We start from the raw sequence: 16,246 nt of genomic DNA, 5'->3' as shown, positions 1-16,246 counted from the left end.
AGCATACCGGATCGTGGAGGGGCCGCGCCGCCGCCTTTCGCCTCGACTACGCTGGTGGCCACATGGATGCACCGTGCACCCAGAGGACGAGGGGCAGCCGAACATGACCGCCGACGAGAAGACCGCACCGCGCAAGCGGGTCGTGATCGCCGAGGACGAGGCGCTGATCCGGATGGACCTCGCCGAAATGCTGCAGGAGGAGGGTTACGAGGTCGTCGGGCAGGCCGGGGACGGCGAGTCCGCCGTCAAGCTGGCCACCGAGCACCGACCGGACCTGGTGATCCTGGACGTCAAGATGCCGGTGCTGGACGGGATCTCGGCCGCCGAGCGGATCGGTGCCGAAAAGGTCGCGCCGGTGCTTATGCTGACCGCCTTCTCCCAGCGTGAGCTGGTCGAGCGGGCCCGGGATGCTGGTGCGATGGCCTACCTGGTCAAGCCGTTCTCGAAGGCGGATCTGGTGCCCGCGATCGAGATGGCCACCACCCGGTACGAGGAGATGCGCGCGCTGGAGAACGAGGTCGCCGACCTCGCCGCCCGCTTCGAGACCCGCAAGCTGGTCGACCGTGCCAAGGGGCTGCTGCAGGCGCAGCTCGACATGACCGAGCCCGAGGCGTTCCGGTGGATTCAGAAGACCTCGATGGACCGCCGGCTGACGATGCGTGAGGTCGCCCAGGCGGTCATCGACGGCACGAACGCGCCGAAGAGCGAGACGTCAGCCGAGCAGGGCGAGTAGCGGGGCCGGACACGCAAGTAGCAGGGCCGAGACACGAGTCGCGGGGCCGGGACACGTAAGTAGCAGGACCGAGCCACACGCATAGCGGGGGCGAGCCACAGACATTAGGGGCGGGCTCACCGAGCCCGCCCCTGCGTTGTGCGTGTTGTGAGCGGCTTGCGGTCACAGCACCTTGGACAGGAACAAGCGGGTGCGCTCGTGCCGGGGGTTGGCCAGCACCTCGCGCGGATTTCCGCTCTCCACGACGATGCCGTCGTCCATGAAGATCAGGCTGTCGCCCACCTCGCGGGCGAAGCCCATCTCGTGGGTGACCACGATCATGGTCATTCCGTCGTCGGCCAGCTGCCGCATCACCGCCAGCACGTCGCCCACCAGCTCCGGGTCGAGGGCGCTGGTCGGCTCGTCGAACAGCATCAGCTTGGGCCGCATCGCGAGGGCGCGGGCGATCGCCACGCGCTGCTGCTGGCCGCCGGACAGCTGGTTCGGGTAGGCGGTCGCCTTGTCGGACAGGCCTACTTTTTCGAGGAGTTCGTTGGCGTGCTGACGGGCCTGGTCCTTGGCCTCGCCCTTGACTCGCACCGGCGCCTCGATGATGTTCTCCAGCGCCGTCATGTGCGGGAAGAGGTTGAACCGCTGGAACACCATGCCGATCTCGGTGCGCTGCCGGGCCACCTCCTTCTCGTGCAGCTCGTGCAGCCGCCCGCCGCGCTCCCGGTAGCCGACCAGCTCCCCGTCCACGCTGAGGCGGCCGGCGTTGATCTTCTCCAGGTGGTTGATGCAGCGCAGGAACGTCGACTTGCCCGAGCCGGACGGCCCGATCAGGCACATCACGTCTCGCGGCATCACCTTGAGCGAGATGCCCTTGAGCACGTCGAGGCGGCCGTACGACTTGTGCACCTCGACAGCTTCGACCATGGCGTTGACGGCGGAGAAGGACTCCGGCGCGAGCTCCGGTTCTTCGATCACAGCCCGCCTCCCGCGGTGCTCTCAGGGATCACCGGTCGCTGGCGCCGTGTCGCCCGGACGTACCGCTGGTAGAACGCCAGGAGCTTCTGCGGCGGCGTCGGGGGGAGCTGGCGGGCGGAACCGCGTGCGAAATAGCGCTCCAGGTAGTACTGACCCACCGTCAGGATCGAGGTCACCAGCAGGTACCAGATCGACGCCACCACGAGCAGCGGGATGATCTTGTAGTTGGCGTTGTAGATCCGCTGCACCGAGACCAGCAGCTCGAAGCCTCCGGTAAAGGAGACCAGCGAGGTGGTCTTCAGCATCGAGATGGTCTCGTTGCCGGTCGGCGGGATGATCACCCGCATCGCCTGGGGAAGCACCACCCGCCGCATGATCAGCAGCCTGCGCATGCCGAGCGCGCTGGCCGCCTCGGTCTGCCCCTCGTCCACGGAGAGGATGCCGGCCCGCACGATCTCCGACATGTACGCCGCCTCGTTGAGCCCGAGTCCGAGGACCGAGGCCAGGAACGGGGTGATCAGGCTGTTGGTCGACCAGGTGTGGAAGCCCGGTCCGAACGGGAGGCCGAGCGAGAGGGTGGGGAACAGCGCCCCGATGTTGAACCAGAAGATCAGCTGGACCAGGACCGGCGTACCGCGGAAGAACCAGATGTACACCCAGGCCGACGAGGACACGACCGGGTTGTCCGACAGCCGCATCACCGCCAGCACGATCCCGCCGACGACGCCGACCGCCATCGCGACCACGGTGAGCCAGAGGGTGGCCAACACGCCGTGCAGCACCGAGTTGTTGAACAGGTACTGGTTGATGACCCAGCCCTGCCAGCGGGTGTTGACGGCCAGATTGTGCGCCAGCATCGCCACCAGGACGGCGATCACGGCGACCGCGACCCACCGCCCCGGGTGGCGCACCGGCACGGCCCGAATCGCCTCGGGCCGTGCGGGGGCCTCGACTTCCTGCTCGGTCACCGACCGGCTCAGCTCGTCGCGCCGTTGATCACCGGGCTGGTGATCGCACCGCTCTGGATGCCCCACTTGGTGAGGATCTGGGTGTAGGTGCCGTTGGCCATCAGGGCCTTGACAGCGGCGAGGACGGCCTGCGCCATGCCGTTGCCCTTGGGGATGGCGATGCCGTAGGGCGCGGTGCCGTAGGGCTGGCCGGAGATGGTGAACTGTCCGTTCGACTGCTTGGCCGCGTACGCGGCGACCGGCGAGTCGGCCAGCACGCCGTCGGCCCGGCCGCTGGACAGGGCCAGGTTCGCGCCGTTCTGGTCGTCGAACGACAGCGGGGTGACCGCGGGCTTTCCGGCCGCCGAGCACTTCTGGTTGTCGGCCGGGATGTCGGTCTGCTCCTGCGTGGTGCCCTTCTCCACGGCGATCTTCTTACCGCACAACGAGGTGTCGGTCGTCGACAGGTTCTCCGGGTTGCCGGTCTTGACCATCAGGGAGCTGCCGGCGGAGAAGTAGGTGACGAAGTCGACCGTCTGCTCGCGCGACTTGGTGTCGGTGAACGAGGACATGCCCAGGTCGTACTTTCCGGCCGCCATGCCCGGGATGATGCTGTCGAAGGTCACGTTCTGCAGGGTCACGCTCAGGCCGAGCTCCTGGCCGATCGCCTTGGCCAGGTCGGCGTCCATGCCGATGATCGTCTTGCCGTCGGTGTCGAAGAATTCGTTCGGCGCGTAGGAGGCGTCGGCGGCCACCACGAGTGTGCCCTTGGCCTTGATCGCGGAGGGCACGAGCGATTTGGGGTCGCCGCTGCCGGCACTCGCGCTGCTGCCGGCGCCGGAGGAGGTGGAGTTGGCCGGGTTGCTCGCGCACGCGGTGGCGAGCAGCGCCGTGCCGAGCAGCAGTGCACCGGCCGCGGCAGCGCGGCGCCGGAGGATCTGAGCCATGGGGTCGTCTGCTTCCTAGACGAGGGTGGGGTTCTGCGCATGGTTTCACTTGGATATTGCGACCGGAAGAACCGTGTTCATCTTGTTGCCTCGCGGCCGCCCTGTCGCTCCCTATGGCTGGATCTTATCCGCATTGATACGAGAGCATCCGATTTGGCGGATGCGTCCGCTATCACCCAGACGGCGCAGCACCTCGGGTGAATCGCTGATCCGCCGCCTGACCGGCCATGCTGCAAGATCGCAGGTGGACACGCGTGCCCAGGGTGCGGAGAAGGACATTCGAACGAATTCCACATAACGAGACGATCAAGTGTAGGGGAAACCCCTGCCCATGGCGCGGAAGGGGCACTACTCTTCCCCGCATTCCATGGGTTCCGCATGCGATGTTGGGGGGGACGCGCCGTAGGGGACGCGCCGCCCGTGCCGACATCCAAGAGGGAGAGACCTAGATATGCGAAGTACATCGCTCTACAAGGTGGGAGCGGTCGTCGTCGTCGGCGCCCTGACCCTGGCCGGGTGCGGTTCCCGCGGCGGGAGCAACAACAGCAGCTCGAGCTCCAACACGACGGTGGACATCGGCGTGGACGCCCCGCTCACCGGTTCGCTCGCCGCGCTGGGCCTGGGCATCAAGAACTCGGTCGACCTGGCGGTCAACACGGCGAACAAGAACAACGAGGTACCCGGCGTCACCTTCAAGCTGGTGGCGAAGGACGACCAGGCCAACCCGACGATCGGCCAGCAGAACGCCACCGCGCTGGTCGCGGACAGCGCCCTGGTCGGCGTGGTCGGCCCGCTGAACTCCAGCGTCGCGCAGTCGATGCAGCAGATCTTCGACCAGGCGAACGTCACCGAGGTCTCCCCGGCCAACACCAACCCGTCGCTGACGCAGGGCCCGAACTGGCAGACCAACAAGGCGCGCCCGTACAAGTCCTACTTCCGAGTGGTGACCACGGACGCGATCCAGGGCCCGTTCGCCGCCGACTACGTCTACAACACCCTCGGCATCAAGAAGGTCGCGACCGTCAACGACGGCAAGACCTACGGCGCGGGGCTGGCGATGACGTTCACCCAGGAGTTCCAGAAGCTGGGCGGCACGATCACGGTCGCGCAGACCGTCTCGGACACCTCGACCGACTTCTCGGCCGTGGTCAACGCGGTGAAGACCTCGGGCGCCCAGCTGCTGTACTACGGCGGCGAGTACCCGGTGGGCGGTCCGCTGTCCAAGCAGCTCAAGGCCGCCGGCGACAACATCCCGGAGATGGGCGGCGACGGCAACCAGGACCCGACCTACATCCAGCTGGCCGGCGTGGCGGCCGCGAACGGTGACTACGCCACCGTCCCCGGCGCCCCGCTCGCGACCCTGGCCTCGGCGAAGACCTTCATCGCCAACTACGACGCGGCCCATTACGGGCAGCCGTACGCGGTCTACGGCGGCTACTCGTACGACTCGGCGTGGGCGATCATCGAGGCGGTCAAGGCCGTCGTCAGCGCCAACGGCGGTAAGGTGCCCAGCAGCTCCAGCGACTTCCGCTCGAAGGTCGAGGCCGCGGAGCAGAACGTGTCATTCTCCGGGGTCACCGGCCAGGTGTCGTTCGACCAGTACGGCGACACCGGCAACAAGGAACTGACGATGTACAAGGTCGAGAACGGCGCCTGGGACAACGGAGTCAAGGTCGGTACATTCAACGGCTGATAGACGACCGGAGCTTCCGGAGCCACTTTAGATGCGCGGGGGGCGGCTACCACAGCGCCCTCCGCGCACGGCTGTTCAGCACTTCCCAGCCCGTCCGACCCCTCACCCGGAGGACGCCCGTGACCACCACGGACTTCTTTCAGCTGGTGACCAACGGCATCGTGCAGGGCGCGATGTACGGTCTGATCGCCGTCGGCTACACCATGGTGTACGGCATCATCCAGCTGATCAACTTCGCCCACGGCGAGATCTTCATGCTCGGCGGCTTCGGCGCGCTCGCGGTGTACCTCTGGATACCGCCGGTCCACACCATGCCGCTGCTGGCCGCGCTGCCCATCATGCTGATCGGCGGCATGATCCTCTCGGTGATCGTCGCCGTCGCTGCGGAACGCTTCGCTTATCGGCCGCTGCGCAACGCACCACGGCTCGCGCCCCTGATCACCGCGATCGGCCTGTCCATCACGCTGCAACAGGTCGTGTTCCTCTGGTTCCCGCAGCCCGGCGGCAGTTCGGGCACACATGTCGGGGTGACCGCGCCGCTCTCGTTCCCGTCCTTCGGCGGCAAGCCGTTCAACATCGGCGGCGTGCTGCTCCAGCGGGCCGATCTGCTGACGATCATCGTCGCGGTGGTCTGCATGGCGTTCCTGGCCTACTTCGTGGCGAAGACCCGCACCGGTCGGGCGATGCAGGCCACCGCGCAGGACCCGGACACCGCGCGGCTGATGGGCATCAACACCGACAAGGTCATCGTCGTCGCGTTCGTGCTCGGCGGCGCGTTCGCCGCGGTGGCCGCGATGAGCCAGGGCCTGCGCTTCGGGCAGGTCTCCTTCGACATGGGCTTCTCCGCGGGCCTCAAGGCGTTCACCGCGGCGGTCCTCGGCGGAATCGGAAACGTCTACGGCGCGATGGTCGGCGGCCTGGTGCTCGGCATCGCGGAGCAGCTGTCCACGGGCATCCTCGCGGACTATCACGCGACGGCGCAGTACGGCACCGCGTGGCAGGACGTGTGGGCGTTCGTGCTCCTGATCATCGTGCTGCTGATCAGGCCGCAGGGTCTGCTCGGCGAACGCGTGGCGGACAGGGCGTGATCCGATGACCGAACCGATGACCGATCCGGTGACCGCCGAATCCGCGCTCGCGGCCCAGCCGCGCGTCTCGCCCGCTCTGGCCAAGGGGCTGATCGCGGCCGGCGCGGTCGCCTCGCTCGCCTCCACCTTCCTCGCCTGGACCTGGACCACGGCCTTCCCGGGCAACCTCTCGGTCAGCGGCTATCCGGGCGGCAACCAGGTGATCACCCTGGTCGTCAGCGTCGTCCTGATCCTCAACCTGCTGCCCGCCTTCGGTGTCCCGCACACCGGCTGGATGGCGCCGCGCGGGTACGTCCGGCTGCTGCGCGGGCTGGCCCTGGCGAACGCCGTGTCCACCTGGTACGTCCTGCTCGCCATCGCCGTGGAGCTCAAGGGTCTGGCCAACTGGGTCTCCGGGTCCTGGGTCGCGCTGATCGCGACGGGCGTGCCGGCGGCGGGTGCGTTCCTGCTCCGGGACGATCACCACGACGCCGCGCCGGCGAAGCTGCCGCCGCGGTGGGCGCAGGCCGTGATCATCTTCGTCGCGATCATCGTCGCCATGTTCGTCGCCGACTACGGGATCACCACCGGATTCACCGAGGAGTTCGTCGGGTTCGCCCTCGCGATCGGGTTCGCGGCCTGGGGCCTGAACTCCGGCGGCGTGCTCTCCCGGCTGACCGAGATGACCGGGCAGAACCGGATCGCGACCTCCGCGGCCGCCTTCGTCGCGGCGCTGCTGTTCGTCTTCCTCCAGACGTCCGACCAGTACAACACGATCGCGGACGACATCCTGATCTTCGCCACGGTCGCGCTCGGCCTGAACATCGTGGTCGGCCTGGCCGGCCTGCTCGACCTCGGATACGTCGCGTTCCTCGGCGTCGGCGCGTACAGCGCGGCGCTGGTGTCCGGCGCGGCGTCGTCCCGGTTCGCGCACACGGTGCTGCCGTTCTGGGGGCAGATCCTCATCGGCATCGCGGTGTCGATCATCGCGGGCGTCGTCATCGGCGCGCCGACGCTGCGGCTGCGCGGCGACTACCTGGCCATTGTGACGCTCGGCTTCGGCGAGATCTTCCGGATCGTCGTCAACAACCTCAGCGGCCAGTCCGGACCCGACCTGACCAACGGCCCGGAGGGCGTGTACGGCGTGCCCGACCTCAAACTGTTCGGGTACGACTTCGGCGCGCCGCACGTCCTGTTCGGGGTGACGTTCGGCAAATTCGGGAACTACTACCTGCTGCTGCTGGTCGCGATGGCGATCGTGGTCTTCATCTTCGCGCGGGTCAACGAATCGCGGATCGGGCGCGCCTGGGTCGCCATCCGCGAGGACGAGACCGCCGCCGGCGCGATGGGCATCCACGGCTACCGCTTCAAGCTGCTCGCGTTCGGCCTCGGCGCGTCCCTGGCCGGGTTCGCCGGCACGATCAACGCGCACCTGCTCAACACCGTGACCCCGGACCAGTACCTGTTCTCCGCCACCGCGCCGCCGAACTCAGCGTTCCTGCTGGCGGCGGTGGTCCTCGGCGGCATGGGCACGATCAGCGGTCCGCTGCTCGGCGCGTCGCTGCTGTACCTGATCCCGGCGAAGCTGCAGTTCTTCTCGAACAAGCAGCTGCTGCTGTTCGGGCTGGCGCTGATCCTGATGATGCGCTTCCGGCCGGAGGGCCTGGTGCCGAACAAGCGCCGGCAGCTGGAGTTCCACGAGGAGGCGGTCGCCGAGGCGGAGGCCCACGAGGTCGCCGCCACGACGGGCACCCAAGAGGCGGAGGCCGTGGCGTGACGACGATGACGACGGACGGCGCGGTCGACGCCACCGGCACCTCCGTGCTGGAGGCGAGCGGCGTGACGATGCGGTTCGGCGGCCTGACCGCCGTGGACGGGGTGGACCTGTCCGTGGGCGACCGCGAGATCGTGGGGCTGATCGGCCCGAACGGCGCCGGGAAGACTACCTTCTTCAACTGTCTGACCGGCCTGTACGTGCCGACGTCGGGGGAGGTGCGGTATAAGGGCACTGTGCTGCCGTCGAAGCCGTACCGGGTCACCCAGGCCGGAATCGCCCGCACCTTCCAGAACATCAGGCTGTTCGCCAACATGACGGTGCTCGAGAACGTCATGGTCGGGCGGCACTGCCGGACCAAGGAGGGCCTGTTCTCGGCGATCGGGCGCGGACCGCGCTACCGGGCGGCCGAGCGCGACGCCCGGGACAACGCGCACGGGCTGCTCGACTTCCTCGGCATCGGCCGGCACTCCGGCACGCTGGCGCGCAACCTGCCCTACGGCGACCAGCGCAAGCTGGAGATCGCCCGGGCGATGGCCAGCGATCCCGGGCTGATCCTGCTGGACGAGCCGACCGCGGGGATGAACCCGCAGGAGACCCGGGCCACCCAGGACGTGGTGTTCAAGATCCGCGAGCGCGGCCTGGCCGTGGTGGTGATCGAGCACGACATGCGCTTCATCTTCGGGCTCTGCGACCGGGTCGCGGTGCTGGTGCAGGGGCGCAAGCTGGTCGAGGGCACGCCGGAGGTGGTGCGCGCGGACGAGCGCGTCATCGCGGCCTACCTGGGCACGCCGCAAGCGGAAGGGACGTCCTGACGATGGCACTGCTGGAGGTCCACGACCTGCACGTCGCCTACGGCAAGATCGAGGCGGTCAAGGGCATCAGCTTCTCGGTGGAGGAGGGGCAGGTCGTCACCCTCATCGGCACCAACGGCGCCGGGAAGACCACCACGCTGCGCACCATCTCCGGGCTGCTCAAGCCCGCGTCCGGCCAGGTCGTGTTCGACGGCAAGCCGATCACCGGCGTGCCGGCGCACGACATCGTCGCGCGCGGGCTGGCCCACTCCCCGGAGGGGCGGCACATCTTCCCGCGGATGACGATCGAGGAGAACCTGCTGCTCGGCGCGTATCTGCGCAAGGACGGCGACGGGATCGCCGCGGACGTGGGCAAGGCCTACGCGATGTTCCCGATCCTCGGCGAGCGCCGTTCGCAGGCGGCGGGCACGCTGTCGGGCGGTGAGCAGCAGATGCTCGCGATGGCGCGGGCGCTGATGTGCCAGCCGCGGCTGCTGATGCTCGACGAGCCGTCCATGGGGCTGTCCCCGATCATGATGAAGCAGATCATGGACACCATTCAGGAGCTGAAGTCGACCGGCACGACGATCCTGTTGGTGGAGCAGAACGCGCAGGCCGCCCTGTCGCTCGCGGATCAGGGCCATGTGCTGGAGGTCGGGCGGATCGCGCTGTCGGGTTCCGGCCCGTCCCTGCTGCACGACGAGCAGGTGCGCAAGACATACCTCGGCGAGGAGTGAGGCCGCCGCGGGCGGTTGCGGACTAGGAAACGGTGCCCAGGGGCCCGGTCGCGCGCGGCGTGGCCGGGCCGGGCGCCGGAGTGGGGCCGCAGATCCGGTGCAGCAGCCGGGAGATGTCGGCGGAGTAGCGGTCGCCGAGGATCGTGAACCGGTCCATCAGCTCGCCGTTCTGCTGCCGGGTGATCACGTCGACGTACGCCATGCTTTCGTCCATCGGCACCCGGGAGCAGTCCGTCACGGTCAGCACCAGCACGACCTCCCGCCCCGCGGCGGGCACCACGACCGGGGAGGAGGAGTCGGCCGGGGCGACCGCGACGCCGGCCTCGCTGACGCTGATCTGCGTGATGTCCAACGCCTGCGGCTGCACCGGCGTGACGCTCACCGTGACTTCGATGCGGCGTTGCGGAACCGAGACGAGGGTCGAGCCGACGTAGGTCATCTGCACGGCCGTCGAGCCGTCGGCGGAGTAGCTGTTCGGGGCGGAGGAACCGGAGTTGGCGGCGTTCCGCGCGGTGAGCGCCGCGACGAGCGCCACGACGCCGATGACGGCCGCGGCCCCGACCGTGCGACGCCGCAGCCGCCGCCGGTCCGGTGCGGGCGGCACCTGCTCGCCCCACCGCCGGGAGCCTTCCTGCGCGCCGCCGTCGCCCTCCTCGTCCTCGAACTCGATCTCCAGCGGGCTCGGACCGCTCTCACCGCGGTCCGCCACTCCGCCCGTCCTGCGCCTCATAGCGTCAGTGTGGCCGACAAGCGCTCGGAACTTAACCATCTGGCGGAGCTGTCAAAGGGCACAGCCGTCCAGGTAGGCGCCGATCGTGCCGGTGATCTGCACCGGTACGGGCTGCTTGTTTCCGCCCGGCTCCCGGGCGAACACGGTGATCTGCGCCGGGGCGGAGGAGTCCATGGCCACGTCGCCGCAGCGGTTCGGGCTGGGAAGCAGGACGGCGGTGTAGCCGCTCGCGCCGGGTGCGAGCTTCACCTGCAGCGACGCTTCCGCGATCGCCGAGTCTTGCCCGTTGAGCGTGGCGCCGAAGATCTCGACGGTGACGCTGCTGTCGTTCGTGAGGGGGACGATGATCTGGGGCGCGATGCCGGAGCCGGCCGTGAGGATCCCCAACGTCGACGGCTGGCTGGGCTCGTCGTTGTCGGCTGCCTGGCGCAGGATGATCCGGGGCGCGGAATCGCTGTGGACGAGGGCGTGGCTGGTGAGGCCGCCGAGCAGCAGGCCGCATATCGCCAGCGCCGCCGTCACGGTGCCGGGGCGCAGGACTGGGCGGAGGTTACCGGCCACCGCATGCCTGCCCGATCGCGGCCCGGGAGACGAGCGGCGTCTGCTGGGTGAACTCCTCCGCCTTCGCGGCGCCGTCAGCCTCGGTGAACACCAGGGGGAAGAAGCCGAACTCGTCGTCGTTGGCGCGTGTGGCCGCGGAGCAGTTCGTCACGGTGACGTCGACGACCACGTTCGCGCTCCCGTGGGCGGGCAGTATGACGAACGGGTCGGCGAGCCGGGCGGTCAGTCCGCCGCTGACAGACCACTGGTTGACGCTGTCCTGGAGGGTGCTGATGGACATCGGGAACGGGGCGCCGCTGCTGGCCGGAACGGTGACGGCGTAGGAGTCGGAGCCGATCAGCACGCTGAAGTCCGCCCCGCCGACCCGCACCGGCGGCGAGAGCAGCGTGCAGACCCCGGAGACCGCCGCGGCGCTGGCGGTGTCGACGGTGAGGCGGGTGTGGCGGGCCCGACCGTCGAGCGTGCGCACGCCGAAGTCGGCCACCGTGTCGAGCGACGACGGGTCGCCTCCGGTCAGGAACAGGGGTTCGAAGACGGCTCGGCAGTCGACCCGGGCCGTCGCGTGCACGGTGGCGATCGCTCCGGCTGCGAGGTCCAGGCCGCCAGCGGGCAGGGCGAAGTCGGCGTGGACGAGGGGGCCGGTCACCGTGCCGTCGACCACGGTCAGCGGGTCCGGGCCGTCGTTGACGACCGTCAGCGACACCGGGCGCTCGACGGTGTCGGACCAGGTGGCGTCGCGCGGCACGGGAGCCGGGCTGAACAGGTAGGTGCGGCCCCCGGCCAGGTGGAGAGCGACGATCGCCCGGTTCTGCGGCGCGGCGCGGCCGAGTTGGTAGCCCGCGACGGAGCTCGCGCCGACGACGAACGCCGTCAGCAGCACGCCGATCTGAAACAGCAGGCTGCTGGAGAGGGGGAGCGGGGAGGCGAGAAGAGCGTCGATCCGCGAGCGCGTCGTCCCGGCTTCTTCGGGCGCGGTCTCTTCCGCCCCGGTTTCTTCCGTGGCAGCAGCCGCTTCCACCCCCGGCGCGTCGGGCTCCGCATCGTCGGCGGGCAGGGCGGCATCGGGGTGGTCGTCTTCCTCGAATTCGATCTCGAGTGCCATCGCGCCTCCCCGCCCTCGTCTCGTGCCGAGCGCCCGCCCGACACTCTAACAGCGCGTTGAGAAGGCGGCTGGTGGTCCCGCCACAGTCGTCGGTACCTACTGAAGCCCGCCGGTCTCAGCGAAGTCGCAGTACGCCGCCCGGTAGCTCAGCCAGCCGTCGGGCAGTGCCGCGCTCGCCGGGACCGGGAACGAGAGGTCGGCGGCGGTCCCGTGCGCGGTGCGCAGGGTGATCTGGATCGTCGCCGGGTCGCCGGTGAGCCCCGAGCAGTCGAACTGGCCGCCCAGCACGATCTCGATCTGCTGGTGCGCCCCGACCGCGGCCGCCGCGCCGGGGTACAGCAGCGCGAGGCCGGGCTGGTTCACCGCGACCGAGGTGATCGTCGCCGTGCTCGCACCGCCGTTGCCCAGATCGAGCAGCAGGTCGTAGCCGTCTCCGTCGGCGTTGGGGGTGTAGGCGGCGTCGACCAGGTCGAGGGTCGGGCGGTCGGCCGCGTGCTGCGCGGCCTGCGCCGCCAGCGCGTCGCCGATCCCGGCGCCGATCCCCGCCACGACGACCGCGCCGATCAGTATTCTGCGGCGCTGCTCGGGCAGGCGCGGCCGGCGCCACCGGGGCGGGTCGCTCCGCGGCGACACGCCGATCACTTCGTGGGGACCCTCGATCCCGAGCGCCGCGATTTCGGGATCGTCGGCCCTGGGAGCGTCCGCCGGCGCGCCGGATCCGAAGGCGCCGGCCCCGAATTCGGCCGGGCCGGCGTCCAGGAACTCGACGTCGTCGTACTCGCTGTCTTCGAATTCGATATATAAAGACGCCACGTGTTCGTTATCTCTCTGTGACCCACCTCTGGGTCACAGGATGCGATAAGCGCGGCGCCAGCGCCAGCTGCCAGTGGGGTCAGGCCTCCCGGATGAGGCAGGTGATTCTGCAGGTGCAGATGCGGCGCTCCCGTTCATCCGAAATCACGACTTCGTAGCTAGCGATCGTCCGGCCGAGATGGAGCGGAGTGGCCACCCCCGTCACGATTCCGGAGCGCGCGGCGCGGTGGTGGGTGGCGTTGATGTCGACCCCGACGACGAAGCTGCCGCGCCCGGCGTGCAGCGCCGCTCCGGTCGATCCGAGGGTCTCGGCGAGCGCTACCGACGCGCCGCCGTGCAGCAGGCCGAGCGGCTGCGTGTTGCCCTCCACCGGCATGGTCGCCACCAGGCGCTCCACGGACGCCTCGAGCAACTTGATACCGAGCTTTGCGCCGAGTGCGCCACCATTGACAAAGACGTCCCCGTACAGTTCCCGCAGCTGCGCCGCGTAGTCCTGCACCTGTGCGTCGCCCATAACCAGCGTCACCCTTTCCGCTCGCCCGGCCGATTGTGTCGGACCCAGCGCATAGGATCGCACCCGTGGAAAAGACAGGAGCACCCGCCGTGGGCGAGAACACAATCCCCACCGCCACAGAAACCGCGGCCCGGCGGCTGCTGCTGCTTGATGGGCACTCGATGGCGTACCGGGCGTTCTTCGCCCTGCCCGCCGAGAACTTCACCACCACCTCCGGCGTCACCACGAACGCGGTCTTCGGGTTCACCTCGATGCTGATCAACGTGGTGCGCGACGAGAAGCCGACGCATGTCGCGGTCGCGTTCGACGTCTCCCGCGCCACCCTCAAGCGCACCAAGATGTTCCCCGAGTACAAGGCCCAGCGCTCGGCCTCGCCGCCGGAGTTCCTCGGCCAGGTCGAACTGCTCTCGGACGTGCTCGCGGCGCTGCACATCCCGGTGTTCCGCAAGGAGGGCTCGGAGGCCGACGACCTGATCGCGACGCTGACCACCCGCGCCGTGGCCGAGGGCTTCGAGGTGGAGATCGTCACCGGCGACCGGGACGCCCTCCAGCTCGTGAACGACAAGGTCACCGTCCTTTACCCGCGCAAGGGCGTCGCCGACCTGGTCCGCTTCACCCCCGAGGCGGTGGAGGAGAAGTACGGCCTCAGCCCGCAGCAGTACGCCGACTTCGCGGCCCTGCGCGGCGACCCGTCCGACAATCTGCCCTCCATCCCGGGCATCGGCGAGAAGACCGCGGCCAAGTGGATCCGCGAGTTCGGCTCGCTGGAGCAGCTGGTGGAGCGGGCCGACGAGGTGAAGGGCAAGGCCGGGGAGGCACTGCGGGCGCACCTGGACCAGGTGCGCACCAACCGGCTGCTGACCGAGCTGGACCGCGAGGTCGACTTCGAGGCCAGGCCGGACGACCTGGTGCGGCACGACGGCGACACCGCGGCCATCGACCAGCTCTTCGACACGCTCCAGTTCCGCGCGCTGCGCGGGCGGATCAGCGAAGTGTTCGGGCTCGACGGCGCCGGGGCGGCGGTGGTCGAGAACGCGGAGCCGGCGGTCGCGCTCGACGGCGCCGTGCTGACCACCGGCCAGGTGGCCGCCTGGCTCGCCGAGCACACCGTCTCGGCGGACCCGGTCGGGATCGCGGTCGACGGGCGCTGGGGCCGGGGCACCGGCACGGTCAACGCGCTCGCGGTGGCCGCGCGGGACGGGCACGCCGGCTACATCGACCCGTCCGCGCTCGACCCGCAGGACGAGCGGGCCCTGGCCGGCTGGCTGGCGGACCCGGCGCGGCCGAAGATCCTGCACGACGCGAAGGGGCCCATGCTCGCCCTCGCCGCGCACGGCTTCCCGTTGGCCGGCCTGGCCGGGGACACGGCACTGGCCGCTTATCTGGTGCAGTCGGGCCAGCGCGTGGTCGAGCTCGGCGACTTGGTGCGGCAGTACCTCGGCCGCGAACTGGCCGCCGCGCAGCCGGAAGGCCAGCTGACCCTGGATGGGCCGGACGAGGACGCCGCCGTCCCGCAGCGCCTGATGCTCGCTGCGCAGGCGGTGATCGAGGTCGAGGAGCGGCTGGAGGCGGAGCTGGCCCGGCGCGGTCAGCCGGTGTCCGACCCGGCGTCCGCGGACATCCCCGACGGAGCGTCCCCGCGCCCCGACCTCCTGCAGAGCGTCGAGCTTCCGCTGGTCGACCTGCTCGCCCGGATGGAGCAGGCCGGGATCGCCGCGGACGGGGAGTACCTGTCCGAGCTCGAGGTCGGGTTCGCCGCCGACGTGAAGCACGCGGTCGAGGAGGCGTACACCGCGACCGGCACCCAGTTCAACCTCGGCTCGCCCAAGCAGCTGCAGGAGATCCTCTTCGACCGCCTCAAGCTGCCGAAGACCAAGAAGATCAAGACCGGCTACACCACGGACGCCGACGCGCTCCAGTGGCTCGCCGCCCAGACCGACCATCCGCTGCCGGTGATCCTGCTGCGGCACCGCGACGTCAACCGGCTGCGGACCACGGTCGAGGGCCTGATCAAGACGGTCATGGACGACGGCCGGATCCACACCACGTTCAACCAGATGATCGCCGCGACCGGGCGGCTGTCCTCGACGGATCCGAACCTGCAGAACATCCCGGTGCGCACCGAGGAGGGCCGGCGCATCCGGCGGGCGTTCATCGCGGGCGAGGGCTTCGACACGCTGATGACGGCCGACTACAGCCAGATCGAGATGCGCATCATGGCGCACCTGTCGGGCGACGAGGCACTGATCGAGGCCTTCAACTCCGGCGAGGACCTGCACACCTCCGTCGCGGCGCGCGTCTTCGGCGTCTCCCCGAAGCAGGTGGACGGCGAGCTGCGGCGCCGGGTGAAGGCGGTCTCCTACGGCCTGGCGTACGGGCAGTCGGCGTTCGGCCTGGCGCAGAACGTCGGCACCTCGAACGCCGAGGCCACGCGGATGATGGAGGACTACTTCGCCCGGTTCGGCGGCATCCGCGACTATCTGCGCGCGGTGGTCGAGCAGGCGCGGCAGACCGGCTACACCGAGACCGTGCTGGGCCGCCGCCGCTACCTGCCGGACCTGACCTCCACCAACCCGCACCTGCGGCAGATGGCCGAGCGGATGGCGCTGAACGCACCGATCCAGGGCTCGGCCGCCGACATCATCAAGATCGCGATGCTCCGGGTGGACAAGGCGCTGACCACGGGCGGCTACAAGTCGCGGGTCCTGCTCCAGGTGCACGACGAACTCGTGCTCGAGGTCGTCGACGCCGAGCGGTCCGCGGTGGAGGAACTGGTCCGCCACGAGATGGGCTCGGCCTACCAGCTGCGGGTCCCGCTCGACGTGTCGGTCGGTTTCGGCAAGGACTGGCAGAGCGCAGGCCACTGAC

General features: G+C 69.5%; 15 protein-coding genes. 7 read left to right on the top strand and 8 right to left on the bottom strand.

What is annotated here, in order from left to right; genetic code table 11:
* Window positions 1-103: 103 nt before the first annotated feature.
* Window positions 104-733: an ANTAR domain-containing response regulator gene (locus VGZ32_RS03950; protein WP_349263475.1), complete on the top strand. Its 630-nt coding sequence runs from the start codon at window positions 104-106 to the stop codon at window positions 731-733.
* Between the two features lie 162 nt (window positions 734-895).
* Here VGZ32_RS03950 and VGZ32_RS03945 read toward each other — a convergent pair whose 3' ends face one another.
* From VGZ32_RS03945 to VGZ32_RS03935, 3 genes are read right to left on the bottom strand one after another with little or no spacing between them, the layout of a single operon-like run.
* Entirely contained in the window at window positions 896-1,648 is a 753-nt protein-coding gene (locus VGZ32_RS03945) for an amino acid ABC transporter ATP-binding protein (RefSeq protein ID WP_326884418.1), read from the bottom strand.
* 47 nt (window positions 1,649-1,695) lie between these two features.
* Entirely contained in the window at window positions 1,696-2,667 is a 972-nt protein-coding gene (locus VGZ32_RS03940) for an amino acid ABC transporter permease (RefSeq protein ID WP_326884415.1), read from the bottom strand.
* A gap of 8 nt (window positions 2,668-2,675) precedes the next feature.
* The gene (locus VGZ32_RS03935) at window positions 2,676-3,593 is read right to left on the bottom strand and encodes an ABC transporter substrate-binding protein (protein WP_326884414.1); all 918 of its coding nucleotides are present in this window, start codon (window positions 3,591-3,593) and stop codon (window positions 2,676-2,678) included.
* A 451-nt stretch (window positions 3,594-4,044) separates the two neighbouring features.
* On the opposite strand from VGZ32_RS03935, the gene VGZ32_RS03930 reads away from it, so the two are divergent.
* From VGZ32_RS03930 to VGZ32_RS03910, 5 genes are all read left to right on the top strand, one after another.
* A complete protein-coding gene (locus tag VGZ32_RS03930; RefSeq protein WP_326884413.1) occupies window positions 4,045-5,286 on the top strand; it encodes a branched-chain amino acid ABC transporter substrate-binding protein in 1,242 nt (413 codons plus the stop codon).
* A gap of 173 nt (window positions 5,287-5,459) precedes the next feature.
* Window positions 5,460-6,374, top strand: coding sequence for a branched-chain amino acid ABC transporter permease (locus VGZ32_RS03925; RefSeq protein WP_414642471.1), 915 nt, complete (start codon window positions 5,460-5,462; stop codon window positions 6,372-6,374).
* A 4-nt stretch (window positions 6,375-6,378) separates the two neighbouring features.
* Window positions 6,379-8,130 carry a branched-chain amino acid ABC transporter permease gene (locus VGZ32_RS03920; RefSeq protein ID WP_326884411.1) on the top strand — a complete coding sequence of 584 codons (1,752 nt, stop codon included), beginning with the start codon at window positions 6,379-6,381 and terminating at the stop codon, window positions 8,128-8,130.
* Entirely contained in the window at window positions 8,127-8,942 is an 816-nt protein-coding gene (locus VGZ32_RS03915) for an ABC transporter ATP-binding protein (RefSeq protein ID WP_414642469.1), read from the top strand. The genes VGZ32_RS03920 and VGZ32_RS03915 overlap by 4 nt, the downstream gene beginning before the upstream one ends.
* Window positions 8,943-8,944: 2 nt before the next feature.
* Entirely contained in the window at window positions 8,945-9,658 is a 714-nt protein-coding gene (locus tag VGZ32_RS03910) for an ABC transporter ATP-binding protein (RefSeq protein ID WP_326884410.1), read from the top strand.
* A 22-nt stretch (window positions 9,659-9,680) separates the two neighbouring features.
* Here the strand turns inward: VGZ32_RS03910 and VGZ32_RS03905 are convergent, their stop codons facing one another.
* From VGZ32_RS03905 to VGZ32_RS03885, 5 genes are all read right to left on the bottom strand, one after another.
* Entirely contained in the window at window positions 9,681-10,388 is a 708-nt protein-coding gene (locus VGZ32_RS03905; RefSeq protein WP_326884409.1) for a hypothetical protein, read from the bottom strand.
* Window positions 10,389-10,439: 51 nt separating this feature from the next.
* Entirely contained in the window at window positions 10,440-10,949 is a 510-nt protein-coding gene (locus VGZ32_RS03900) for a hypothetical protein (protein WP_326884408.1), read from the bottom strand.
* The gene (locus VGZ32_RS03895; RefSeq protein ID WP_326884407.1) at window positions 10,939-12,051 is read right to left on the bottom strand and encodes a hypothetical protein; all 1,113 of its coding nucleotides are present in this window, start codon (window positions 12,049-12,051) and stop codon (window positions 10,939-10,941) included. Before VGZ32_RS03895 ends, VGZ32_RS03900 begins: the two co-directional genes overlap by 11 nt.
* A 96-nt stretch (window positions 12,052-12,147) precedes the next feature.
* Window positions 12,148-12,864 carry a hypothetical protein gene (locus VGZ32_RS03890; protein WP_326884406.1) on the bottom strand — a complete coding sequence of 239 codons (717 nt, stop codon included), beginning with the start codon at window positions 12,862-12,864 and terminating at the stop codon, window positions 12,148-12,150.
* A gap of 79 nt (window positions 12,865-12,943) precedes the next feature.
* Window positions 12,944-13,378 (bottom strand): hotdog fold thioesterase, encoded by a 435-nt coding sequence (locus VGZ32_RS03885; protein WP_326884405.1) that lies wholly within the window; start codon window positions 13,376-13,378, stop codon window positions 12,944-12,946.
* 89 nt (window positions 13,379-13,467) lie between these two features.
* Here VGZ32_RS03885 and polA point away from each other — a divergent pair, with 89 nt between their 5' ends.
* Window positions 13,468-16,245, top strand: a complete 2,778-nt coding sequence (gene polA, locus VGZ32_RS03880) for a DNA polymerase I (protein ID WP_326884404.1) — start codon at window positions 13,468-13,470, stop codon at window positions 16,243-16,245.
* Window position 16,246: the final 1 nt, after the last annotated feature.

It is taken from the genome of Actinocrinis sp. (assembly GCF_035938995.1).
GTDB lineage: Bacteria > Actinomycetota > Actinomycetes > Streptomycetales > Catenulisporaceae > DASZGI01.
This window is presented reverse-complemented; position numbering and strand designations above follow the sequence as displayed.